This window comes from Clostridium sp. AM22-11AC, from assembly GCF_003473545.1.
Classification (GTDB): domain Bacteria; phylum Bacillota; class Clostridia; order Lachnospirales; family Lachnospiraceae; genus Enterocloster.
Genome location: NZ_QUCM01000002.1, coordinates 1 through 17,949 on the forward strand (window position 1 = coordinate 1; position 17,949 = coordinate 17,949).

Annotated in this window: 20 protein-coding genes; 11 read left to right on the top strand and 9 right to left on the bottom strand. The window is 41.5% G+C overall.

Annotated elements, in window-relative coordinates; genetic code table 11:
- The coding region (locus DW251_RS18055) for a hypothetical protein (RefSeq protein ID WP_207663348.1) at positions 1–489 on the top strand (489 nt) is incomplete at its 5' end.
- A 96-nt stretch (positions 490–585) separates the two neighbouring features.
- On the opposite strand, the gene DW251_RS02680 is transcribed toward DW251_RS18055, so the two are convergent.
- Together DW251_RS02680 and DW251_RS02685 are read right to left on the bottom strand one after the other, a co-directional pair.
- Positions 586–2,382: a BlaR1 family beta-lactam sensor/signal transducer gene (locus DW251_RS02680; RefSeq protein WP_002593576.1), complete on the bottom strand. Its 1,797-nt coding sequence runs from the start codon at positions 2,380–2,382 to the stop codon at positions 586–588.
- Position 2,383: 1 nt separating this feature from the next.
- Complete coding sequence (locus tag DW251_RS02685) at positions 2,384–2,770, bottom strand: BlaI/MecI/CopY family transcriptional regulator (protein ID WP_002593577.1); 387 nt, start codon at positions 2,768–2,770, stop codon at positions 2,384–2,386.
- A 150-nt stretch (positions 2,771–2,920) separates the two neighbouring features.
- On the opposite strand from DW251_RS02685, the gene DW251_RS02690 reads away from it, so the two are divergent.
- Positions 2,921–3,352 (top strand): winged helix-turn-helix domain-containing protein, encoded by a 432-nt coding sequence (locus DW251_RS02690; protein ID WP_002593578.1) that lies wholly within the window; start codon positions 2,921–2,923, stop codon positions 3,350–3,352.
- A gap of 20 nt (positions 3,353–3,372) precedes the next feature.
- Here the strand turns inward: DW251_RS02690 and DW251_RS02695 are convergent, their stop codons facing one another.
- Entirely contained in the window at positions 3,373–3,630 is a 258-nt protein-coding gene (locus DW251_RS02695) for a helix-turn-helix transcriptional regulator (protein WP_038292320.1), read from the bottom strand.
- A 170-nt stretch (positions 3,631–3,800) separates the two neighbouring features.
- Between DW251_RS02695 and DW251_RS02700 the strand changes: the two genes are divergently transcribed.
- Positions 3,801–4,136: a hypothetical protein gene (locus DW251_RS02700; RefSeq protein ID WP_002593579.1), complete on the top strand. Its 336-nt coding sequence runs from the start codon at positions 3,801–3,803 to the stop codon at positions 4,134–4,136.
- Between the two features lie 94 nt (positions 4,137–4,230).
- Here the strand turns inward: DW251_RS02700 and DW251_RS02705 are convergent, their stop codons facing one another.
- Positions 4,231–4,581, bottom strand: a complete 351-nt coding sequence (locus DW251_RS02705) for a helix-turn-helix transcriptional regulator (RefSeq protein WP_002593580.1) — start codon at positions 4,579–4,581, stop codon at positions 4,231–4,233.
- 525 nt (positions 4,582–5,106) lie between these two features.
- On the opposite strand from DW251_RS02705, the gene DW251_RS02710 reads away from it, so the two are divergent.
- The 6 genes from DW251_RS02710 to DW251_RS02735 all read left to right on the top strand — a co-directional run bounded on the left by DW251_RS02710 (position 5,107) and on the right by DW251_RS02735 (position 10,853).
- A complete protein-coding gene (locus tag DW251_RS02710; RefSeq protein WP_002593581.1) occupies positions 5,107–5,547 on the top strand; it encodes a sigma-70 family RNA polymerase sigma factor in 441 nt (146 codons plus the stop codon).
- Positions 5,531–5,779 carry a helix-turn-helix domain-containing protein gene (locus DW251_RS02715; RefSeq protein WP_002593582.1) on the top strand — a complete coding sequence of 83 codons (249 nt, stop codon included), beginning with the start codon at positions 5,531–5,533 and terminating at the stop codon, positions 5,777–5,779. The genes DW251_RS02710 and DW251_RS02715 overlap by 17 nt, the downstream gene beginning before the upstream one ends.
- A 657-nt stretch (positions 5,780–6,436) precedes the next feature.
- Entirely contained in the window at positions 6,437–8,092 is a 1,656-nt protein-coding gene (locus tag DW251_RS02720; protein WP_118300179.1) for a recombinase family protein, read from the top strand.
- On the top strand, positions 8,073–8,249 hold the full coding sequence (locus DW251_RS02725) for a hypothetical protein (protein WP_347474611.1): 177 nt from the start codon (positions 8,073–8,075) through the stop codon (positions 8,247–8,249). Before DW251_RS02720 ends, DW251_RS02725 begins: the two co-directional genes overlap by 20 nt.
- Positions 8,250–8,274: 25 nt before the next feature.
- A complete protein-coding gene (locus tag DW251_RS02730; protein ID WP_021870001.1) occupies positions 8,275–9,048 on the top strand; it encodes an energy-coupling factor transporter transmembrane component T in 774 nt (257 codons plus the stop codon).
- Positions 9,039–10,853 carry an ABC transporter ATP-binding protein gene (locus DW251_RS02735; RefSeq protein WP_021870002.1) on the top strand — a complete coding sequence of 605 codons (1,815 nt, stop codon included), beginning with the start codon at positions 9,039–9,041 and terminating at the stop codon, positions 10,851–10,853. The genes DW251_RS02730 and DW251_RS02735 overlap by 10 nt, the downstream gene beginning before the upstream one ends.
- A gap of 200 nt (positions 10,854–11,053) precedes the next feature.
- On the opposite strand, the gene DW251_RS02740 is transcribed toward DW251_RS02735, so the two are convergent.
- From DW251_RS02740 to DW251_RS02760, 5 genes are all read right to left on the bottom strand, one after another.
- Positions 11,054–11,803 carry an aminoglycoside phosphotransferase family protein gene (locus tag DW251_RS02740; protein WP_021870003.1) on the bottom strand — a complete coding sequence of 250 codons (750 nt, stop codon included), beginning with the start codon at positions 11,801–11,803 and terminating at the stop codon, positions 11,054–11,056.
- A gap of 235 nt (positions 11,804–12,038) precedes the next feature.
- On the bottom strand, positions 12,039–14,042 hold the full coding sequence (gene glgB / locus DW251_RS02745; RefSeq protein WP_118300295.1) for a 1,4-alpha-glucan branching protein GlgB: 2,004 nt from the start codon (positions 14,040–14,042) through the stop codon (positions 12,039–12,041).
- Positions 14,043–14,049: 7 nt separating this feature from the next.
- The gene (locus DW251_RS02750; protein WP_118300180.1) at positions 14,050–15,408 is read right to left on the bottom strand and encodes an alpha-amylase family glycosyl hydrolase; all 1,359 of its coding nucleotides are present in this window, start codon (positions 15,406–15,408) and stop codon (positions 14,050–14,052) included.
- A gap of 4 nt (positions 15,409–15,412) precedes the next feature.
- Entirely contained in the window at positions 15,413–15,658 is a 246-nt protein-coding gene (locus DW251_RS02755) for a DUF2508 family protein (protein WP_021870006.1), read from the bottom strand.
- 79 nt (positions 15,659–15,737) lie between these two features.
- Complete coding sequence (locus DW251_RS02760) at positions 15,738–16,088, bottom strand: metalloregulator ArsR/SmtB family transcription factor (RefSeq protein ID WP_021870007.1); 351 nt, start codon at positions 16,086–16,088, stop codon at positions 15,738–15,740.
- A 256-nt stretch (positions 16,089–16,344) separates the two neighbouring features.
- Here DW251_RS02760 and DW251_RS02765 point away from each other — a divergent pair, with 256 nt between their 5' ends.
- Both DW251_RS02765 and DW251_RS02770 read left to right on the top strand, forming a co-directional pair.
- Positions 16,345–16,926 (top strand): prepilin peptidase, encoded by a 582-nt coding sequence (locus tag DW251_RS02765; protein ID WP_279217509.1) that lies wholly within the window; start codon positions 16,345–16,347, stop codon positions 16,924–16,926.
- Positions 16,927–16,937: 11 nt separating this feature from the next.
- Entirely contained in the window at positions 16,938–17,927 is a 990-nt protein-coding gene (locus DW251_RS02770) for a hypothetical protein (protein WP_118300182.1), read from the top strand.
- The last annotated feature ends 22 nt before the right edge of the window (positions 17,928–17,949 follow it).

Genomic DNA, 17,949 nt, shown 5'->3' on the forward strand with positions numbered 1-17,949 from the left:
GCTCTTAATTATCATAGAAGAATCTTATTTACAGAGATTTTCTCATACTCTCGAAAGTTTGTTAGAACGTATTCTCCATTTTTAGTATATTTTGTATGTGTGGCTTTAGCTTATTTTCTTTGTTTTTATTTATTTCCCAAATATAATGCTGCCTTAGCCTATTTGGGCTTTTTAATTATATATACATATATTGATATTGGGGTTTTTATTTTAGGTTTTTTTATGGGAAAAATCATTGTCAAACGCAGCATTGACATTAGCTTTTTGCTGTGTCTAATATATGCATTAATTTCTTTCGGGTTGATGCTCTTGATAGGTTCTCTGAAATACGTTTTTTATGATTATATGTATAGTAACTTTACGTTTACATTTTCAATCTTCATTGAATCATTAGGTGATAGAGATAGTTTGTTTGTTTCAATTGGGACATTGATATCTTTTTTTATTGGAGAAATTGTAGAATACATCAATAATAAATCTAATTCTTGACGTATAGAACTGGATAGTTGAAACGCTTTTATGCATAAAGTGAAAATAAAAAAAACGGGCAAAGGATTATACGACTATGACCTTTACCCGATTTTTTTATTTCCATATATTCATGTCAGACAAAATAGACATGGTTATTTCAGTAGCGTTGCTTCCGGTAGCATTGCTGTCAGCACCAATGTTGGTAGCAAAAAAGTATGTATTATCTGCAGTTTCGATATAGCCTATAAACCAACCATTCACATCTTGTCCGTTTACTCGTCCGGTTCCAGTTTTTCCGTAGAATGATCCGGCATCGGAAGAAGAAATGCATATGGAATCTTTTACTGCATTGATGTTTTCAGGGGCAAAGCTTAAACTGTTATTTTGCAGCTTAGTTAAAAGTTCGACCTGTTCTACCGGGGAAATTTCCAAGGAAGATTCCATCCAATAGGTGGAGAAATCGCCGCTCATGTTCTTATTTCCATATCCGATTTTCTTGATATAATCGTAAACGGAAGTAGTACCAAGTTGTTCGTCCACTGATTGGAAGTACCAGTTCACAGATGAAGCCATAGCAGACTGCAAGGTCTGATCAGCGTTCCATGCTTCAAACGGATAGCTTTCTCCATTCCATGCAATAAAGGAATCTTCTGGTGTAATGACACCTTCTTCCAATCCAAATAAAGCATCATATATCTTGTAAGTGGAATCCGGCGCAACTCGTAGCGTAGCATGTTCTATATCATGTATGCTCCAGGCATCATTTCCCAGATCGTATAAAACAAAGCTTCCTTCGTATTTTCCAAAGTATTTAGAAAAATCTACATATGAAATATTTTCTGAGGAAGATTTCCATTGGTAGTGACTTTCGTCCGCTGCATATGTAGAAATAAAAGGTGTAAGTCCCATTATTAGAACTGTGGTCAGTATAAAAGCAGTCATGCCTTTTAACTTCTTGTAAAACGTTGGTTTCTCATAAGAAGCGATGTTGATAATGCGACGCTTTATTTGTTTCATGTTTCCGCTAAGGCTGGCAGCAAACGGAAAAGGAGAAATGGAGACCTTTTCTATAAAGTTAATCAGCGTATTTCCATAATTCTCATAATCGTCTTCTTCCAGCATTTTCAGAACAGAAGTGTCACAGGCAACTTCTCTGTCATTACGCATTTCTCTTAGCGCAAACCAGACAAAGGGGTTAAACCAATAAAGCACTCCGGCAAAGTTCATAAGATAATTGGCAATGGCATCCTTATGTCTGTAGTGTTGCAGTTCATGCAATAGCATATATCTCATATCAGATTCATGATAATCTGAGATTAAATGAATTGGCAGATAAATACATGGCTTCAAAAATCCTACGATAATAGGTGATTTCAAAAAAGCGGTACTGTACACAGGAATATTCCTTGTTATTTTCATCTCATTCAAGCATTTGTTATACAGTCTGCGAACCTCTGGGTTCTGAAGGGGGAGCGCAGATCTCTTTATTATGCGTAAACGAAGAGAAGATTTGATTACCAATATCATCATCGCAAGCATTCCCACAATCCATATACCTAATAAAATATATCCGGTAACGGATGGCGTGTCTTTATTTACAGAAAGGGCAAAGTCATTCATCCAATTTGTAGTACCAGATAAAACGGTATCCATAACATTATTTGCACCAACATCGGCATGAGAAGCGGAAGAGTTTCTTACGCTACTGAGCCATGAGAAAATTTGCGGAAAACTAATTAGACGGAAGGGGATAAAAGGCACTGCTAAAAGTCCGAGTAACAGCAACCATAGATTATACTGCATCCGGCTGGACAAGTTGTTTCTGAATACCCATTTGGCTATCAAAAGAATTCCAACGATACCGCTGATAAATACATTGCATAATAAAAAGCGTATCATGAAATTAGCCATGTTAATCGCCTCCTTTTTTGGAACTCTTGGAAAGAAGGGAGCGAAGTGTTTCAATTTCTGTTTCAGACAGTTTATCGTTTTCTATGTATGCAGATAGCATAGAGGTAATGTCACCATTATAGTAGCGATTCAAGAAAGAATTACTTTCTTGACTAATATATTCACACTCTTTTACTAACGGTGTGTAAACAAAAACACGACTTTGTTTTTCATAAGTGAGAACACCCTTGGTCACAAGACGCTTAATGAGCGTTTGGATAGTTTTGGGACTCCAGTTTGTTGTTTGTAGTAATTTTTCTGTTATTTCATTGGTGTTAATGGGGGCATATTTCCATACAATTTTCATAACTTCAAATTCTGCTTCCGAAATTTGTGGTAAATTCTTCATGTAAATCACTCCTTAAATCTTACGCCTGTAATAAAAATAGTATATTCTGTATTTGTTGAAATGTCAATTTTGGAAAAATAGTTGACTGTAAATCTTACTTGTGTAATAATTGAACTATTACATAAGTAAGATTTGAGGAGGTGGAAAGTTATGGGGAAAATGTTGCTGTTGTCATTTGAAAATAGTGAAGATGATGTTATTAGCGAGATATTAAGCATATTAGAAAATAAGCAAATGAAAATATGTGAAAATAAGAACATAAAAAAATGCTTAGAATTTCAGGGATTAACAATAAATGCTGAAAGACGGTTGGCGGTAAAAGGAAACAAAGAAATAGAATTTACTTTTACGGAATTTGAAATTCTTTTACTGTTAGCGCAAAATGCTGGAATGGTATTTAGCAAGGAGAAAATATATAATATTGTTTGGAAAGAGCCATATTTTGGTGATTATAATATTGTCATGAGCCATATCCGCAACCTGCGTGGAAAAATAGAAGATAATCCAAGTAAACCGATTTACATACAGACTGTATGGGGAGTAGGGTATCGCTTCAATAAAAATTTAAGCAGTGGTCTGTAAGTTATAGTCCAGATCACTGCTTATTTTTCTTTTTTAACACCCAAGAGATATTCACAAGATACATGAAAAAATTCTGCCAGAGCCACTACTTCATAATCCGGTACAAAGCGTGTCCCTTGTTCAATGCGTAATACAGTCAAATCACTAAATTCATATCCGGCAAGCTGGAGTTGTTCAGCTAATGCTTTTTGTGATATGTGCTTTTCGGTTCGTAATTCTTTTACACGTTGTCCAATAAGGTTTTTGGAATTTTTTTCTTTATTCCAGTAAATCTTCATTCAAATACCAACTTTCTAAAGATGAAGTGCTACATGATTGATTTTACGGAATAATGTTGATAATATACTTCTAAAGATGAAGTATAAGAAAATAAATTTATTTGATGTAATCTTGGGATTGATAATACTGACTGCAAAATGCAATACTTATATGGAAAGGTGGATACAAAATGAACGAAGTATTTGAAACAGTAGCAGAGGTATTGGAGGAACTTAGAAGCGAAGCAGAAGAACGAGAGTATTCTGTTCACACAAACGAATCGGAAAATGCAGATAAAGCATTGAAAAAGGCGAATCGGGAATATGAAACGGTGTTGGCTGAGCTTTCTGCAGAGCACAGAGAATTTTTCGAAAATTATATGGATATAGTGGATCACGCTCATTTTCAAGAAGAACAAAGAGCCTACTATCAGGGGATGGTAGATGTAATGCAGATATTTGACGGACTGGGGATTTTAAAGGAAAGAAACAAAGTGAAAGAAGTGCTTATGCATATCAAAGAATAGTTCAAACAGGGTGGATGGCTTACCAGGAAGCTGACCACCCTGTTTTTCTTCAGAATAATTCAGAAATAATCCAGAAAAAATCGAAATCTTTCTGCTATTCTGTTTCATGGGTCTTATATGTACGAAGATAGGCTTCTACCAGTGCAAGAATGGTGGTTATCTGATCGTTTGTACATTCTGAAAGATAAACCAACAGTCTTTGGTAATCCAGATTATCAGTTGGAGCTGCCGGATAAAAGAACGGATCAGCAGAGATGTGTAAAGCTCGAATGAGCTGACCGAGTTTTTCAAGGCTTGGAACATTACCATGATTTTCGATCTCTTTGATATATCTTGATGAAACACCGGATTTTTCGGATAATTCATCATAAGTCAGCTTTTGGTCTAATCTGGCTTTCTTCAGGCGAAAACCCATGTCTTTATCAATTTTCTTAGATTTAGCCATGTCATGCACCTCCGTATATAGTGTATAGTTCACCATTTAAAAAGAAAATGAACTAATAACGCACTATATCAGAGGGATATAATGCACTTGAATAAAATAAGTAACTTTGGATATTGCATATAAAAAAACGCAGTATTCAAAGGTTTTTTCTCATGTTTTTATCCTTTGAATGTGTTTGGGAGAGTTATGGATTCTGAACCGTTGAAAGGATATTTTTGTATTTGGAAAATATTATCCTGCCTATTGCGTGGAAGGATAGGTAAATAGGTCACATTTTAAGTAATGTGGCAAATTCTACAATTGAAAGTGCATTATATACACTCGTAAAATGTGGAGAAAATTTAATATCAGATATAAATAGCGTCCTGTGGGTATGTGCCCATAAGGGCGTTTTTTATATACAGAAAAATTTTTCTAAAATTTTTTCAATCCACCCGAACATCTCCCCGGTTTCATTTGGGAGATACTCCGGAAGGGAAAAAAGGCAAAAGCCTTGGCATTCGGAACGGGAGGAGGTGAACTCGTATGGGGCAACCTTCTTCTAAAGATGAAATGACTATCCGGCACCAATTTGATCGGTTATGCCAGATGGCATTAAAAGGCGAAGCTGTAAATTATTACAAACACATGGACTATCGCAGGAAACACGAAGTTGCATTCTCTGAACTGTCGGAAAAGGAGTTGAGCAAATTATTTACTATGGATGAGTATGGAACAGAATATCATCATTTTGAAGTGCATGGCTATGACATTGAAGTAAAAAATACCCTGATTGCTGAAGCTTTGAAGGAACTTACAGAAAGAAAAAGGAATGTCATTTTACTTTCGTATTTTATGGAAATGAGCGATGCGGATATTGCAAGAGAAATGAATCTGGTTCGCAGTACCATTCATGAACACAGGACACGCTCACTTGAAATTTTGAAGAAGATTATGGAAGGAATAGCAGATGAAAAAGATGTATAAAAGCAGAAATGAGGAAAATTTGTTGCCTTTCCATATTATAAAGGCAGCATCAGAGGGTGATGTAAGCGCTATCAATGCAGTGTTAAAGCACTATGAGGGATACATAATCAAATTGTCTACCAGAAAGTTGTATGACGAAAGTGGACAGGTGCATTACTGCATTGATGAAACGCTGCGTCGCAGACTGGAAACCAAGCTGATTACAAAAATATTGGCTTTTGAAGTTGCATAGCATCCGATCAGAAAGTTCCCTTTCTATTCATTGATTGGAAATGATGCAGCGTTGTACCTTGACAACTGAATATTTTTGCATACAGGACGTGAGGATATGCCGAGCCACTAGGTAGGTTCGCAAAGATGTACCTGCTCTTTTAAGGGTGAACGCGAAGAAGTGTTGAAACATGACATTGAAGCAAAGGTATGGAGCGAGAAAAATCTGACAAAATGTGTGGCAGTAACACAGGGCGATGAAGCATATCTGTAATAATGATACTTCCGGATTGTAAAGAGATTTGCAGTCCGGTCAATTTGAATGACGGTGCAAGACCGATGTGGGCAGAGTAATGACCTGCCACCTGTATTGCATTTTTATCTGCCGATGAGAGCCTGCAATGGGGTGTGGGTTGTCATTGGCAGATAAGGTGCATAATAAGTGAAAGGAGTTTATGGTGAACAAAGAAAAAAGAAATATAAAGCAAAAGAATGATATGGAGCGAATTATTGCGTTAGCACTTGTTAAAAGCCTATATAATCAGGGAAAAATATCTGAGTTTGTTTTTAGAAATATCAGAAGTGACACAGAGAAGAAAGTTTCGCTTGAAAATAGGGACTATCTATGTTAATATAAAAACGTAGAAACAATGTAGGAAAAATAAAAGAGGAGAATACGATGAAGGAGAGATTAGTTGCAATATATGCACGAGTGTCTACTGAGCATGAAGCACAAATATCAGCTTTGGAAAACCAAGTGCAGTATTACGATAATTTATTCCAATATCATCCTGAATGGAAATTATACAAGAGATACATTGATGAAGGTATTACTGGAACATCCGTTAATAAAAGACAGAGTTTCCTCGAAATGATGGAAGATGCTAAAAATGGAGCATTTGATCTCATTGTTACCAGAGAGGTTTCTCGTTTTGCCAGAAATACTGTTGATACGTTACAACAGACAAGAACGTTGAAAAAATATGGTGTAGAAGTATATTTTACTGAAGACAATATTTGGACAATGAATGATGAGGATGGCGAGCTTCGATTGACTATTATGGCAACACTTGCTCAGAACGAGAGTAAAAAAACATCAGTTCGAGTAAAGGCGGGGCAGAAGATTTCCTTCCAAAATGGTGTTATATATGGAAATGGAAATATTTTGGGGTATGATAAAGTAGGAAAAGATTTTATCATTAACGAAGAGCAAGCCAAAACTGTTCGCATGATTTATGATATGTATTTAGATGGTATGGGAATGCGAAAAATTCAATTCGCACTCGAAGCGGCAGGGAGAAAGACTTCAACTGGATTGACACATTGGTATTCATCTTATATAAGTAGGATATTGAATAATCCATTTTATTGTGGAATTATATTATATAGGAAAGAATACGTTCCGGATTATCTGGAGCAAAAGAAGGTTAAGAATTGGGGAGAAGTAGAGCAAATTGCAGTAGAAGGTTCACATGAGCCTATTGTTACTAAAGAAGAATTTGAAAAAGTAAGAAAAATGCTTGATTCTAAATCATTTTCTGTTAATAATAGAGGACGCAGGGGAAAGCATAAAGCCAATGATGTTTGGTGCAGAAAGTTGAAATGCTATTGTGGAGCATCTATGAATAGGCGGGTTTGGCGCAGAGTAAATGGCATTCCACAGTATTGTTATCAATGCTATTCACAGGTGAGAACTGGAAGTATTGCCACTCGAAAAAAGAAAGGACTTGATTTAGAAGGTATCTGTGATACACCGATGGTTCCGGGATGGAAATTGGGGGCAATGGCAGATATAATCTTTCAGAAGTTTTGGCAAGACAGAAATGGAATTATAGAAATCGCAAATGAAATGCTGGAAGAACACTTTAAAGATGATAGGGATATTGATTTTCAAAGTGAGATAGAAGAAACGCAGCGAAAGATTGCGATTATAGATAAGAAATTCGATAATCTGGTTGATATGAGAATGGCAGGGGAAATCGACAAAGCAAAATTCGACGAGAAGAAAAAGAGCTTGTTTGAGGAAAAAGAAAAGTGGCAGAAAATGCTACAGTCATATCAGATAGACGAAGAAGTTTCGGATGAAGAATATGATCAACGCTTACAGGTATTAAAGTATGGGTTGGAACAGAATTTTAATTTCTCAACACATAGCATACCTGAAGAAGTGATAGATGCTTTTGTAAAGGAAATAATCGTATATCCAGACTGTTTTGTATGGAAATTGAATATAGTCGATGATGACTTGAAATTACAGGTCGAGGGTCGAAAAAATGATCCAACAGTTAGCCTGATCGAGAGTCCTACAACTGGCAATGGCAGCACAGGCAGCTAATATGCCGGTATTCTTAGGTTCTTTATTAGATGAGGTCGTAGTGGATGTACCGGACAAGCTGATCACGCTGATCATGGTATTCTTTATCTTAAAGGGTCTTCCAAATAAACTGACTACTCTGTATGAGGTAAATTCTGAGATTGAGACTCTGGAATGATCAAGAAAAGGAAATATAACAGAACATGAAAAGTATTAGCCTTTTTGTAGATAACGGGACTTACCTGACCAAGGTGCATCCCTTCACCAAATTGATGTACATAGCCGCCGCCATCAGTATTCCGCTGATTTCCGGGCGGCTGTGGATGTTTGGCGTGTTTATTGCGGTCAGCCTTCTTGTGCTGGCCAGTGGCAAAATTTTAAAAAAGACCCTTCCGCTGATTGCTTTTTCCTTTACGATCTTGCTGACCATTTTTCTGATCCATGGATTGTTCAACCAGAAAAACGTCAATGTGCTGTTTCAGGTCGTCGGATTGAAATTTTACCGGGAAGGCATATTTTATGCTCTTCATATTGGTCTGAATATCCTAAATATGCTGTTGTCTTTTGCAGTATTTGTGCTTTCCACAAAGCCCTCTGAATTTGTTGATGAGCTGGAAAAACGGGGATTTTCCCCACGGTTCGGCTACATTGTGACCTCAGTATTCCAGATCATCCCGCAGATGATGGGAACGATGAATACTATCATGGATGCCCAGCGCAGCCGCGGACTGGAGACAGAAGGAAATTTGAGAACCCGCGGGAAGGCATTTCTGCCCCTGATCTCCCCTGTGGTCATGAGTTCCCTGATCAATACCAGAGAGCGTGCCATTGCCCTGGAGGTGCGTGGTTTTGGCGCAGGAAAGAAAAAAACCTGGCTGACAGAGCGGACACGCCATAAAGGAGACCGTGAGATCACTATCTTTTTAGGTGTCTGCATTTTGGCGGCTGTGGTATGGAGGATTGTAGGATGTCTGTGATAACCGTTGAAAATTTGCGATACCGTTATCCCCACACGAAGGAACTGGCGTTGGATGGACTGGACTTTTCGGTGGAAAAGGGAGAGTTTATTGGCATCATCGGGGAAAACGGAGCTGGAAAGAGTACGTTAAGTCAGGCCATTATGGGGCTGGTGCCGCAGTTTTATAAAGGAGCTTACGGCGGAATGGTCACGGTAGATGGCATTGAGGCAGGCAAGACTCCGGTGGCACAGCTGTGCGGCCATGTGGGACTGGTATTCCAGAACCCCTTTAACCAGCTTTCCGGCGCAAAGGATAACGTATACGAGGAAGTGGCATTTGGCATGCAGAATCTGGGTGTGCCGGCAGAAGAAATGAAAAAACGGGTAGAGGAAGCCTTAAAGCTTCTGGATATCTGGCAGTACCGGGATCGCAATCCATTTGATCTGTCAGGCGGCCAGATGCAGCGCGTGGCTATTGCCAGTGTGCTGGTTATGCGGCCAGATGTGATGATCCTGGATGAGCCTACTTCTCAGCTGGATCCAGAGGGAAGTGACGAGGTATTTAGGGCAGTGGAAACCCTGACCGGCTCTGGTATCACCATTCTGATGATCGAGCAGAAGATTGAGAAGCTGGCGGCCTACTGTGACCGTATTCTGCTTCTGCACAAAGGAAAGCAGATTGCATTCGATACGCCGCAGAAGGTATTTTCTATGCCGGATTTAAACGATTATGGGATCCAGGCGCCGGCATTTACCCGCATTTGTAAAGCAGAACAGGTGACTCTGGCAGATGGAACGTATCCGGTGACAGTGAAAGAGGCGGCTGAAGTGCTGAGAGAGAAGCGGCTAGGTGTATATGAGCATGCGAATGCGGAAGCAGGTGTGCAAAAAGCAGTGGGAGCGAGTGCGGCAGGCACCGGACAGGTACAGGCAAAGAACGCTGAAACAGGCGCAAGGTCCGGGCAGTCTGGGACTTGCAGGAAGGCTGAAAACGTTGCTTCTGTGGATAAGCAGTTCCGGATTGAAAAACTGGATTTCTCTTATCTGGCAGATATTCCGGTTTTAGAGGATCTGAACATGAAGCTGGATCAGCGTCCTACCGCCATCATCGGCCAGAATGGAGCAGGAAAGACCACGCTGGTCAAACTTTTAAAGGGTTTGTTAAAACCGGTTTCAGGTTCCATTTATTTCCACGGTGAGGACATTTCAGGCAAGACAGTGGCTATGCTGGCAGGAAGTGTAGGTTATGTATTCCAGAATCCGGATGACCAGATCTTCAAGTACAATGTTATGGATGAGGTCCTGTTCGGCCCGTTAAATATCGGCATGGATCCGGAACAGGCGAAGAAAGAGGCAGCCTGGGCGTTGGAACTGACAGGACTGTCTGGCAAGGAGAAAGAAAATCCCTATGATCTGGAACTTTATGAGCGGAAGATGACAGCCATTGCCTCAGTACTTGCTATGGACACCGATGTACTGATCCTGGATGAGCCGACAATTGCCCAGGACTGGAAAGGGCGGCAGATCATTGGCAGCATTATCCGCAGCCTTTCTGGGCGGGGCAAGCTGGTCATAGCTATTCTTCACGATATGGACTTTGTGGCAGAGAATTTTGAACGGGTTATCATCATGGCCCATGGTCAGGTGCTGGCAGATGGAACTGCAAAAGAAGTATTTGCCCAGGAAGAAGTGCTGAAGAAGGCACGCCTGCAGAAGCCATATGTGATGCAGCTTAGCGAGGCACTTGGATATGAGAAGAGCTATCTGACGGTGGAGGAACTTCTGAAAGATCGGATGTCTTTGTGTGCTGCAATTAAGCTTTGAAAAAAATTCCATTACAAAAACTCCTGCCTAAAGCAGGGGTTTTTGTATTTGGACATAGAAAAACAGCGAATAAACAAAATGTTACCCACTGCAAAAGGAATTCTTAATTAAAAAGACAGGCTCGCAGGGGGCCTGTCTTTTTCTGACCGTAAGTTTGCAGTCCGCTGATCGGCGGTCCTGCCTAAATGTGTAAATAGATTTTACTGATACTCAAATACATTGATCCAGCTCTCTAACAGATCTTTCTCTTCCGGACGCTTATAAGCCAGCTGTGCGGCTGCTACGATTGGAAGCCAGCCCTGTACATAGCGTTTTTCTGTACCTGTCTTTTCACAGAACAGATCCATGTACAGTTCTGCTTTCTTTTTGTCCTTTAAGCTGAGCAGAAGATAGGTTCTGGCCACGTCGGCACTTGCATTACCCTGGGAAGCATGTACCCAGTCAATGACATAGAGCTTTCCGTCATCACCAACAATGATGTTGGATGGATTGAAATCGCCGTGGCAGAGTTTGGTGTGTTTTGGCATTCCGTCCAGTCTGGTCAAAAGCTCATAGCGTGTGCTTTCATCCAGCTGTTCCACGGATTTTAAGGAACGGATGGTCTTTTCTTTCAGTTTGTTGAGCAGTGGGCAAGCCTGGCTGTGGATCAACAGCTGCAGATCTACCATCTGGGACATGTACTCGTCCAGCTTGTCCGGATTTTCATCCATCAGCTGTTCTAAGGTCTTACCTGGTACATATTCCTTGATAATAGACCATTTTCCATCAGTTACCGTTACCCCCAAAATCTTTGGAACATTGAGCGCTTCAATGGTCTCCACTCTTGCATTACATAATGCTTCGTTTAAAACCTCAGCTTTCGGAAATCCTTCGCAGAATTCCTTAATGGCAGTATCTCCGTCACGGTAGACGGTCTTTTTTGCACTACTGAAAATCATTTCTTTTGCCATAATCATACTCTCCTTCCACACATTATATACGGTACTGCTGCGGTGTGAACTGCCGCATCGATTATTATTTTACTACAGGTGTGGTTAAAAGTACAGCAGAAATTGATAAAAAATTAACGAAATTTATTTTTTATCAGGAACTGGAAAAGTGGGTGGACGCGCCGGGGGGCGCGTCTCAGGTACACAAACTGTGAAAACCGGATCCGGATAAAATCTGGATCAAGGTTTATGGCGATCAGAAACGGAAAATCGCCGTTCCATATCCTCCTAACGGATAAGAAATAGAATATGGCTGTCCGTCACATTCACTCTTTACGGATGTATAAGTAGGGCACTGGCTGGGCTTATAAGCACCGTGAACATTATCCAGAAGGAGTGACAGCTTGCACCGTTTCGGTACACCTACACGGTAATCCGGGCGATCCACTGGTGTGAAGTTTACTACAAACAGCAGGTTTTTCTTTCCTGTCTCATCCTTGCGGATAAAGCTGAAAATGCTGCGGTCCCCGTCATTTGCATTGATCCACTGGAAGCCGTTCCAGTCGTTGTCAAGCTGGTACAGACAAGGATATTTCTTATAAATATGAAGAAGATCACGGACATATTCCTGAAGCTTTTTATGGCTTTCTTCTTCAGCTAAATACCAGTCAAGGCTGACTTTTTCATCCCATTCATGCCACTGGCCGAAGTCCTGTCCCATAAATAAAAGCTTCTTTCCGGGATGACCTAACATAAAGGTATAACCGGCCTTTAAGTTGGAGAACTTGTCCTCTCCAAGCCCAGGCATCTTATTGATCATGGAACACTTCAGATGTACTACTTCATCATGGGAGAGTACTAAAATATAATTTTCACTGGTAAAATAGGTCAGGCTGAAGGTCATGCGGTTGTGGTTGTATTTGCGGAAATACGGGTCCAATTTCATGTATTCCAGGAAATCATGCATCCAGCCCATGTTCCATTTAAAGGTAAAGCCAAGTCCGTCATTTTCCGGGTGGTCGGTGACTTTCGGCCATGCAGTAGACTCTTCTGCGATCATGGCAACACCGTGGTTGCGGCCCTGGACAACGGTATTTAAGTGTTTGAAGAATTCAATGGCTTCCAAGTTCTGGTTTCCGCCGTTTTTATTTGGCACCCACTGGCCCGGTTCCCGGCCGTAGTCCAGATACAGCATAGAAGCAACAGCGTCTACACGCAGGCCGTCTACATGGTATTCTTCTACCCAGTAGAGAGCGTTGCTGATAAGGAAGTCTTTTACTTCATTTTTGCCGTAATCAAAGACTTTTGTGCCCCAGTCCGGGTGCTCGCCTTTGCGTGGATCCTCGTATTCAAAAAGAGGATGTCCGTCAAAATCAGCCAGTCCATGGGCATCTTTCGGGAAATGGGCCGGAACCCAGTCAAGGATAACGCCGATGCCATTTTTATGTAAATAATTTACAAAATACATGAAGTCTTTTGGACTTCCGTAACGGGATGTAGGGGCAAAATAACCGGTCACCTGATATCCCCAGGAGCCGTCATATGGATGCTCCGCAATACCCATAAGTTCTACATGGGTATAGCCCATTTCTTTTACATAGGCAGCCAGCTCATGAGCCGCTTCCACATAGGTATAATATCCGTCTTTTTCTTCCCGGTCTTTCTTCTTCCAGGAACCTAAGTGGACTTCATAAATGCTGATGGGCTGTTTGGTCATATCTGCCTGGGAACGCTTTGAGATCCAGTCACTGTCATTCCAGGAAAATCCGCTGATATCTGCGGTAACGGAAGCAGTACCCGGACGGTATTCTGCGCTGAAGGCAAATGGATCAGCTTTGTAAAGGATCTTTCCTGTATCGGTGGTAATGGCGAATTTATAAAGCTCTCCTACCTGCATACCTGCATTAAAATACTCCCAGATACTGGATTGTCCTACTTTGGTCATAGGATTGGCTTCCGGGTTCCAGCCGTTGAAATCGCCTACCAGGTGGACTGCCTGTGCATGTGGTGCCCATACGCCAAAATAAATGCCCTTTTTGCCTTTATAGGTCATAGGATGAGCGCCCAGCTTTTTATAGATCTCGTAGTGAGTACCTGCGCCGAATAAATAGCAGTCCAGGTCGGAGATCAGGCCGGTGTTGGCGGAAGCTTTTTTAGAAGGTGTGCTTTTTGCTGCAGTTTTTGTTCCAGCGCTTCTTCTGGTGGTTTTATGAGCTGCGGTAGTTGTATTTTTCTTTGTCTGGCCTGCCTGCTTTCTCATTGTCATATTAATTTTCCCCCTTAATTTTAAGGACAGCACCCCAGTTGCCCTTTAATTTAATTTCCAGTCTGCCGTTTTGTACAGGCAGAACGTTATTTTCACAGGTTTCATTATCGCTGTTTAAAAGATCCACTGCTGTCTGTGCCTGGATCGGAACCGGGATGTTTAATGTGGCTTCATTGTCATCATTATTTAAAGCAGTGATGATCAGGCTGTTATTTCCCCATCTTGCGTAGGCATACTGCCTGTTGGTAAGAAGCAGTTCCTGGTATTTTCCTGTGTGCAGTTCTTCATTTTCTTCATGGATCTTTCCAAGTCTGGAAATGAAATCGGTAAGCTCGCAGTTTAATTCCGGTATTTTTTCAGCCGGAATGCAGGGACGCAGGTCATCATCACAGGTAGAAGTACGTTTTCCTTCGGTGCCCCATTCACCGCCGTAGTAAATAGACGGAATTCCCGGAAGAGTCATTAAACAGGTGTATACAGGATACAGATGCTCTTTTACCTTTAATTTGCTGGCAATGCGGTCTTCGTCGTGGTTGTCAAGGAAGGTATAAAGCTGTCTTCCAATGGCTTCCAGACGGCGGACATTATGTGCGATCTCAAAGAAGTTGTGGTCATTAAAGCCGGAGTAAATGCTCTTGTGCAGCTCGTAGTTCGTAACAGAATGGAGCATTTCCGGGTTCACCCAGCGGCTGTAATCACCGTGGATGACTTCACCCATAAGCCAGAAATCCGGTTTCATGGAAGCGGTCTTTGCACGCATTTCCTTCATGAAATTAAAGTCCAGGATATTGGCGCAGTCTAAGCGGATGCCGTCAATGTCAAATTCGTCCACCCAGAAACGGATCACATCAAAAAGATAATCTTTTACCTGCTGGTTATAAAGATTTAAACAAGGCAGTTCAAAATGTCCCTGCCATGCTTCATAGCCAAATGGATCCCCTAAAGGACTCTGCCAGCCGAAATTTACCCCTTTGTACCAGTCTTTGTAAGGGGAGTCCCATTTCTTTTCCTGGATATCTTTAAAAGCGAAAAACTCACGGCCTGTGTGGTTGAAAACACCGTCAACTACCACTTTAATGCCATTTTCATGGCAAAGCTTTGTAAATTCGCGGAAATCATCGTTAGTTCCAAGCCTACGGTCAACCAGTTTGTAATCTCTGGTGTCATATCCATGACTGGATGATTCAAAAAGAGGACCTATGTAGATGGCATTGCAGCCTAAAGAACGGATATGTGGGATCCACTGATCCAGTTCTTTAAACCGGTCTGTCACCTCTGTCTGCACGTTTATCTTTGGAGCTCCGGTTATCCCCAAAGGATACATATGATAAAAGATAGCTTGTTCATACCAGGTACTCATGTTGTCAGTCCTCCATGTTTTTGAATTTTCTCAGTAAAAACTGATAGCGCAGCTGCGCGGCATTCCATTCGTAAATATAGCAGTCGATCAGCGACGGCTCTGTGGCCTGCTCAAAATGGTTCTGGGCTGTTTCCAGGGCCCAGAGGGTGCGCTCAATATCATCCCACAGTTTCCGTCTTGTAAAAACCAGATCCTGGTTTACAGGTGCTGCGGCTGCAGCTTCGCGAATGGCTTTTAAAAATCCCGGCATAAATCTTCATCTCCCAACTTCTGACTGGTTTACTTTGGCATCAATTAGTATATCTGGGAAAAAAAGAATTATGCATGGATTACATGAACTCCTCCAGTCTGTATCCCAGCTCCATAAGAGACCGGGTGGAGTCACGTAAGGTGAGATAGTAGTAATTGGCTGTCCCGTCCTGACGTACACCTACCAGACCCGCATCTTTTAAAATTTTCAGATGATGGGATATGGCAGGTCGGGAAAGGCTGGTGCGGCGTGTGATCTCGTTTACATTCATGGCATGACCTTCAAAGTCGATGGTTCCCTGTGGGTCCTCTGATCTCACGGCTGCTTCTGTAAGAAGTTCCACGATGGAAAGCCGGACCTTATCTCCCAAGGCAATAAAAAGGGGCATGCAGCAATGAAATTGCTTCTGCAGATCCTGTACCGTTGTCATAACCGTCCCCTCCTTTGGTTTAAATTTTTAAACTAATAGTATTTTACCATTACAGGGCATCGGGGTCAATAGAAAAATACCTCTTGACAGGAGGGGGAAAGTACGGCATAATAAGGTCACATTCTTTGAAAAATCTATTTTTCATTTTTAATTCTGTAATTTTTAGTGCGATTTTTCAGCACAGGATCCAGTTGTGAGTTTAATCAGATACAGGGATAAGTGGGTCATTTTGTGAGTTTATGTTTTGGTTTGGGAGGTGAGAAATTCGGTTTATGGGAGTTTAAGTTATTTAAGTCAGAGTGTATTCTGGGGGACATTGCTTTTGGCAGCATGGTCTGACTGGAAATATTACAGGATCCCTAACAGGCTTATTATTTTTGGGATAGTGTCCGGGATCATGTCACTGGTTTTTCAGGCTGCGGATTTGGAAGCAGGGAGTAAGATCCCATGGCTGCTGCTGGCACTATCCGGCTTTCTGGTCCGGGGAGTGGCTGTGCTGGTTTTGGGGATATTTTTACACAGCCTGGGCATGATAGGAGCCGCAGATCTGAAGCTTGTGGCGCTTCTTGCAGCCTGGCTGGGCTTTTCGGAAACAATAAAAATTTTATGTGTAGGATTTATCTTAGGGGCTGTCTGGTCCCTTCAAAAAATGTTGCGATACGGCAGCGCTTTTCAACGATTTCTTTATTTGTCAGCCTATATCAGGCAGATACTCAGCAATAAAAAAATAGAAAAATATTATGATCCGGTCCGGGATGGAACAGAATGTGTGATCCCTTTGGGAACCTGCTTTTGTATGGCAACTGTTCTGGTCTTTCTGGAAAAATGGATCTTTTAGGAGGAGAAGACATGATAAAAGTAATGGTCGTATATGACGAAGATCCTTTGTATGCAGGGCGTTTGGCCGAATATGTAAACCAGAAGGAGACATTTCCCTTTCAGGCAATGGCATTTTCAGACCTGGAAAAACTGAAAGCCTATGGCAGGGACCATGAGATTGCCATTCTTTTAGTGGGAGAAAGAGTAAGAGAGGAAGCAAAGGAGATAAAAGCCGGATTAAAAATGCTTCTCTGTGACGGGGAGTTTGTGTCACAGGAGGAAGCCTCGGTTTATAAGTTTCAGTCCGGTGACTGTATCTTACAGGAAGTGATGGCCTGTTACTGTACCGTTCCCCCGGAGCCGGGACTGGCACTTATGGGAAAAAGGGCACTGATCATGGGTATTTATTCACCCATAGGACGCTGCGGAAAAACATCTTTTTCTTTAACACTGGCCCATATGCTTGGAAAGAGCCAGGGCGTTCTTTTTATCAGCTTAGAAGAATATTCCGGTTTTTCAAAGCTGGTCTGCGGTGGATATGAACAGGATCTTTCCGATGTGTTTTATCTGTACAGGCAGGGAGATTTTAACTGGCTGAAATTAAAATCCCTGATCCTGTCCCATGGAAATGTAGATTATATCCCACCTGCCGCTTATGGGGAAGATTTAGACCAGGCCCAGCCGGAAGAGATCGCAGGTCTTTTAAAACAGATCGGGACAGAAAGCGGTTATGAACGGATCGTTGTGGATATGGGACACATGGGAAAAGGGTCTTTGGAGCTGTTTGCAGCCTGTGATGTTGTGTACATGCCGGTGTTAGATGATCCTGTATCCACTGCGAAGTTAGAGGATTTTGAAACCTATCTGAAAGAAGCAGGCCATAAAGGCATGGAAGAAAAGATACAGAAACTGCATCTGCCGGAAATAAAAACAGGGATCCGGCGGGGCGGCTATATGGAGCAGCTTCTCTGGAGCGAAATGGGCGATTATGTGCGAAAACTTTTAGAAGGGGGATATTAAAAATTGGAAGGGGAACAGGGCA

Excerpts from the sequence above, each read along its gene's own strand:
- DW251_RS02680 (WP_002593576.1), bottom strand. The coding sequence starts at position 2,382 with ATGGCTAATTTCATGATACGCTTTTTATTATGCAATGTATTTATCAGC.
- DW251_RS02685 (WP_002593577.1), bottom strand. The coding sequence starts at position 2,770 with ATGAAGAATTTACCACAAATTTCGGAAGCAGAATTTGAAGTTATGAAA.
- DW251_RS02690 (WP_002593578.1), top strand. The coding sequence starts at position 2,921 with ATGGGGAAAATGTTGCTGTTGTCATTTGAAAATAGTGAAGATGATGTT.
- DW251_RS02695 (WP_038292320.1), bottom strand. The coding sequence starts at position 3,630 with ATGAAGATTTACTGGAATAAAGAAAAAAATTCCAAAAACCTTATTGGA.
- DW251_RS02700 (WP_002593579.1), top strand. The coding sequence starts at position 3,801 with ATGAACGAAGTATTTGAAACAGTAGCAGAGGTATTGGAGGAACTTAGA.
- DW251_RS02705 (WP_002593580.1), bottom strand. The coding sequence starts at position 4,581 with ATGGCTAAATCTAAGAAAATTGATAAAGACATGGGTTTTCGCCTGAAG.
- DW251_RS02710 (WP_002593581.1), top strand. The coding sequence starts at position 5,107 with ATGGGGCAACCTTCTTCTAAAGATGAAATGACTATCCGGCACCAATTT.
- DW251_RS02715 (WP_002593582.1), top strand. The coding sequence starts at position 5,531 with ATGAAAAAGATGTATAAAAGCAGAAATGAGGAAAATTTGTTGCCTTTC.
- DW251_RS02720 (WP_118300179.1), top strand. The coding sequence starts at position 6,437 with ATGAAGGAGAGATTAGTTGCAATATATGCACGAGTGTCTACTGAGCAT.
- DW251_RS02725 (WP_347474611.1), top strand. The coding sequence starts at position 8,073 with ATGGCAGCACAGGCAGCTAATATGCCGGTATTCTTAGGTTCTTTATTA.
- DW251_RS02730 (WP_021870001.1), top strand. The coding sequence starts at position 8,275 with ATGAAAAGTATTAGCCTTTTTGTAGATAACGGGACTTACCTGACCAAG.
- DW251_RS02735 (WP_021870002.1), top strand. The coding sequence starts at position 9,039 with ATGTCTGTGATAACCGTTGAAAATTTGCGATACCGTTATCCCCACACG.
- DW251_RS02740 (WP_021870003.1), bottom strand. The coding sequence starts at position 11,803 with ATGGCAAAAGAAATGATTTTCAGTAGTGCAAAAAAGACCGTCTACCGT.
- glgB (WP_118300295.1), bottom strand. The coding sequence starts at position 14,042 with ATGAGAAAGCAGGCAGGCCAGACAAAGAAAAATACAACTACCGCAGCT.
- DW251_RS02750 (WP_118300180.1), bottom strand. The coding sequence starts at position 15,408 with ATGAGTACCTGGTATGAACAAGCTATCTTTTATCATATGTATCCTTTG.
- DW251_RS02755 (WP_021870006.1), bottom strand. The coding sequence starts at position 15,658 with ATGCCGGGATTTTTAAAAGCCATTCGCGAAGCTGCAGCCGCAGCACCT.
- DW251_RS02760 (WP_021870007.1), bottom strand. The coding sequence starts at position 16,088 with ATGACAACGGTACAGGATCTGCAGAAGCAATTTCATTGCTGCATGCCC.
- DW251_RS02770 (WP_118300182.1), top strand. The coding sequence starts at position 16,938 with ATGATAAAAGTAATGGTCGTATATGACGAAGATCCTTTGTATGCAGGG.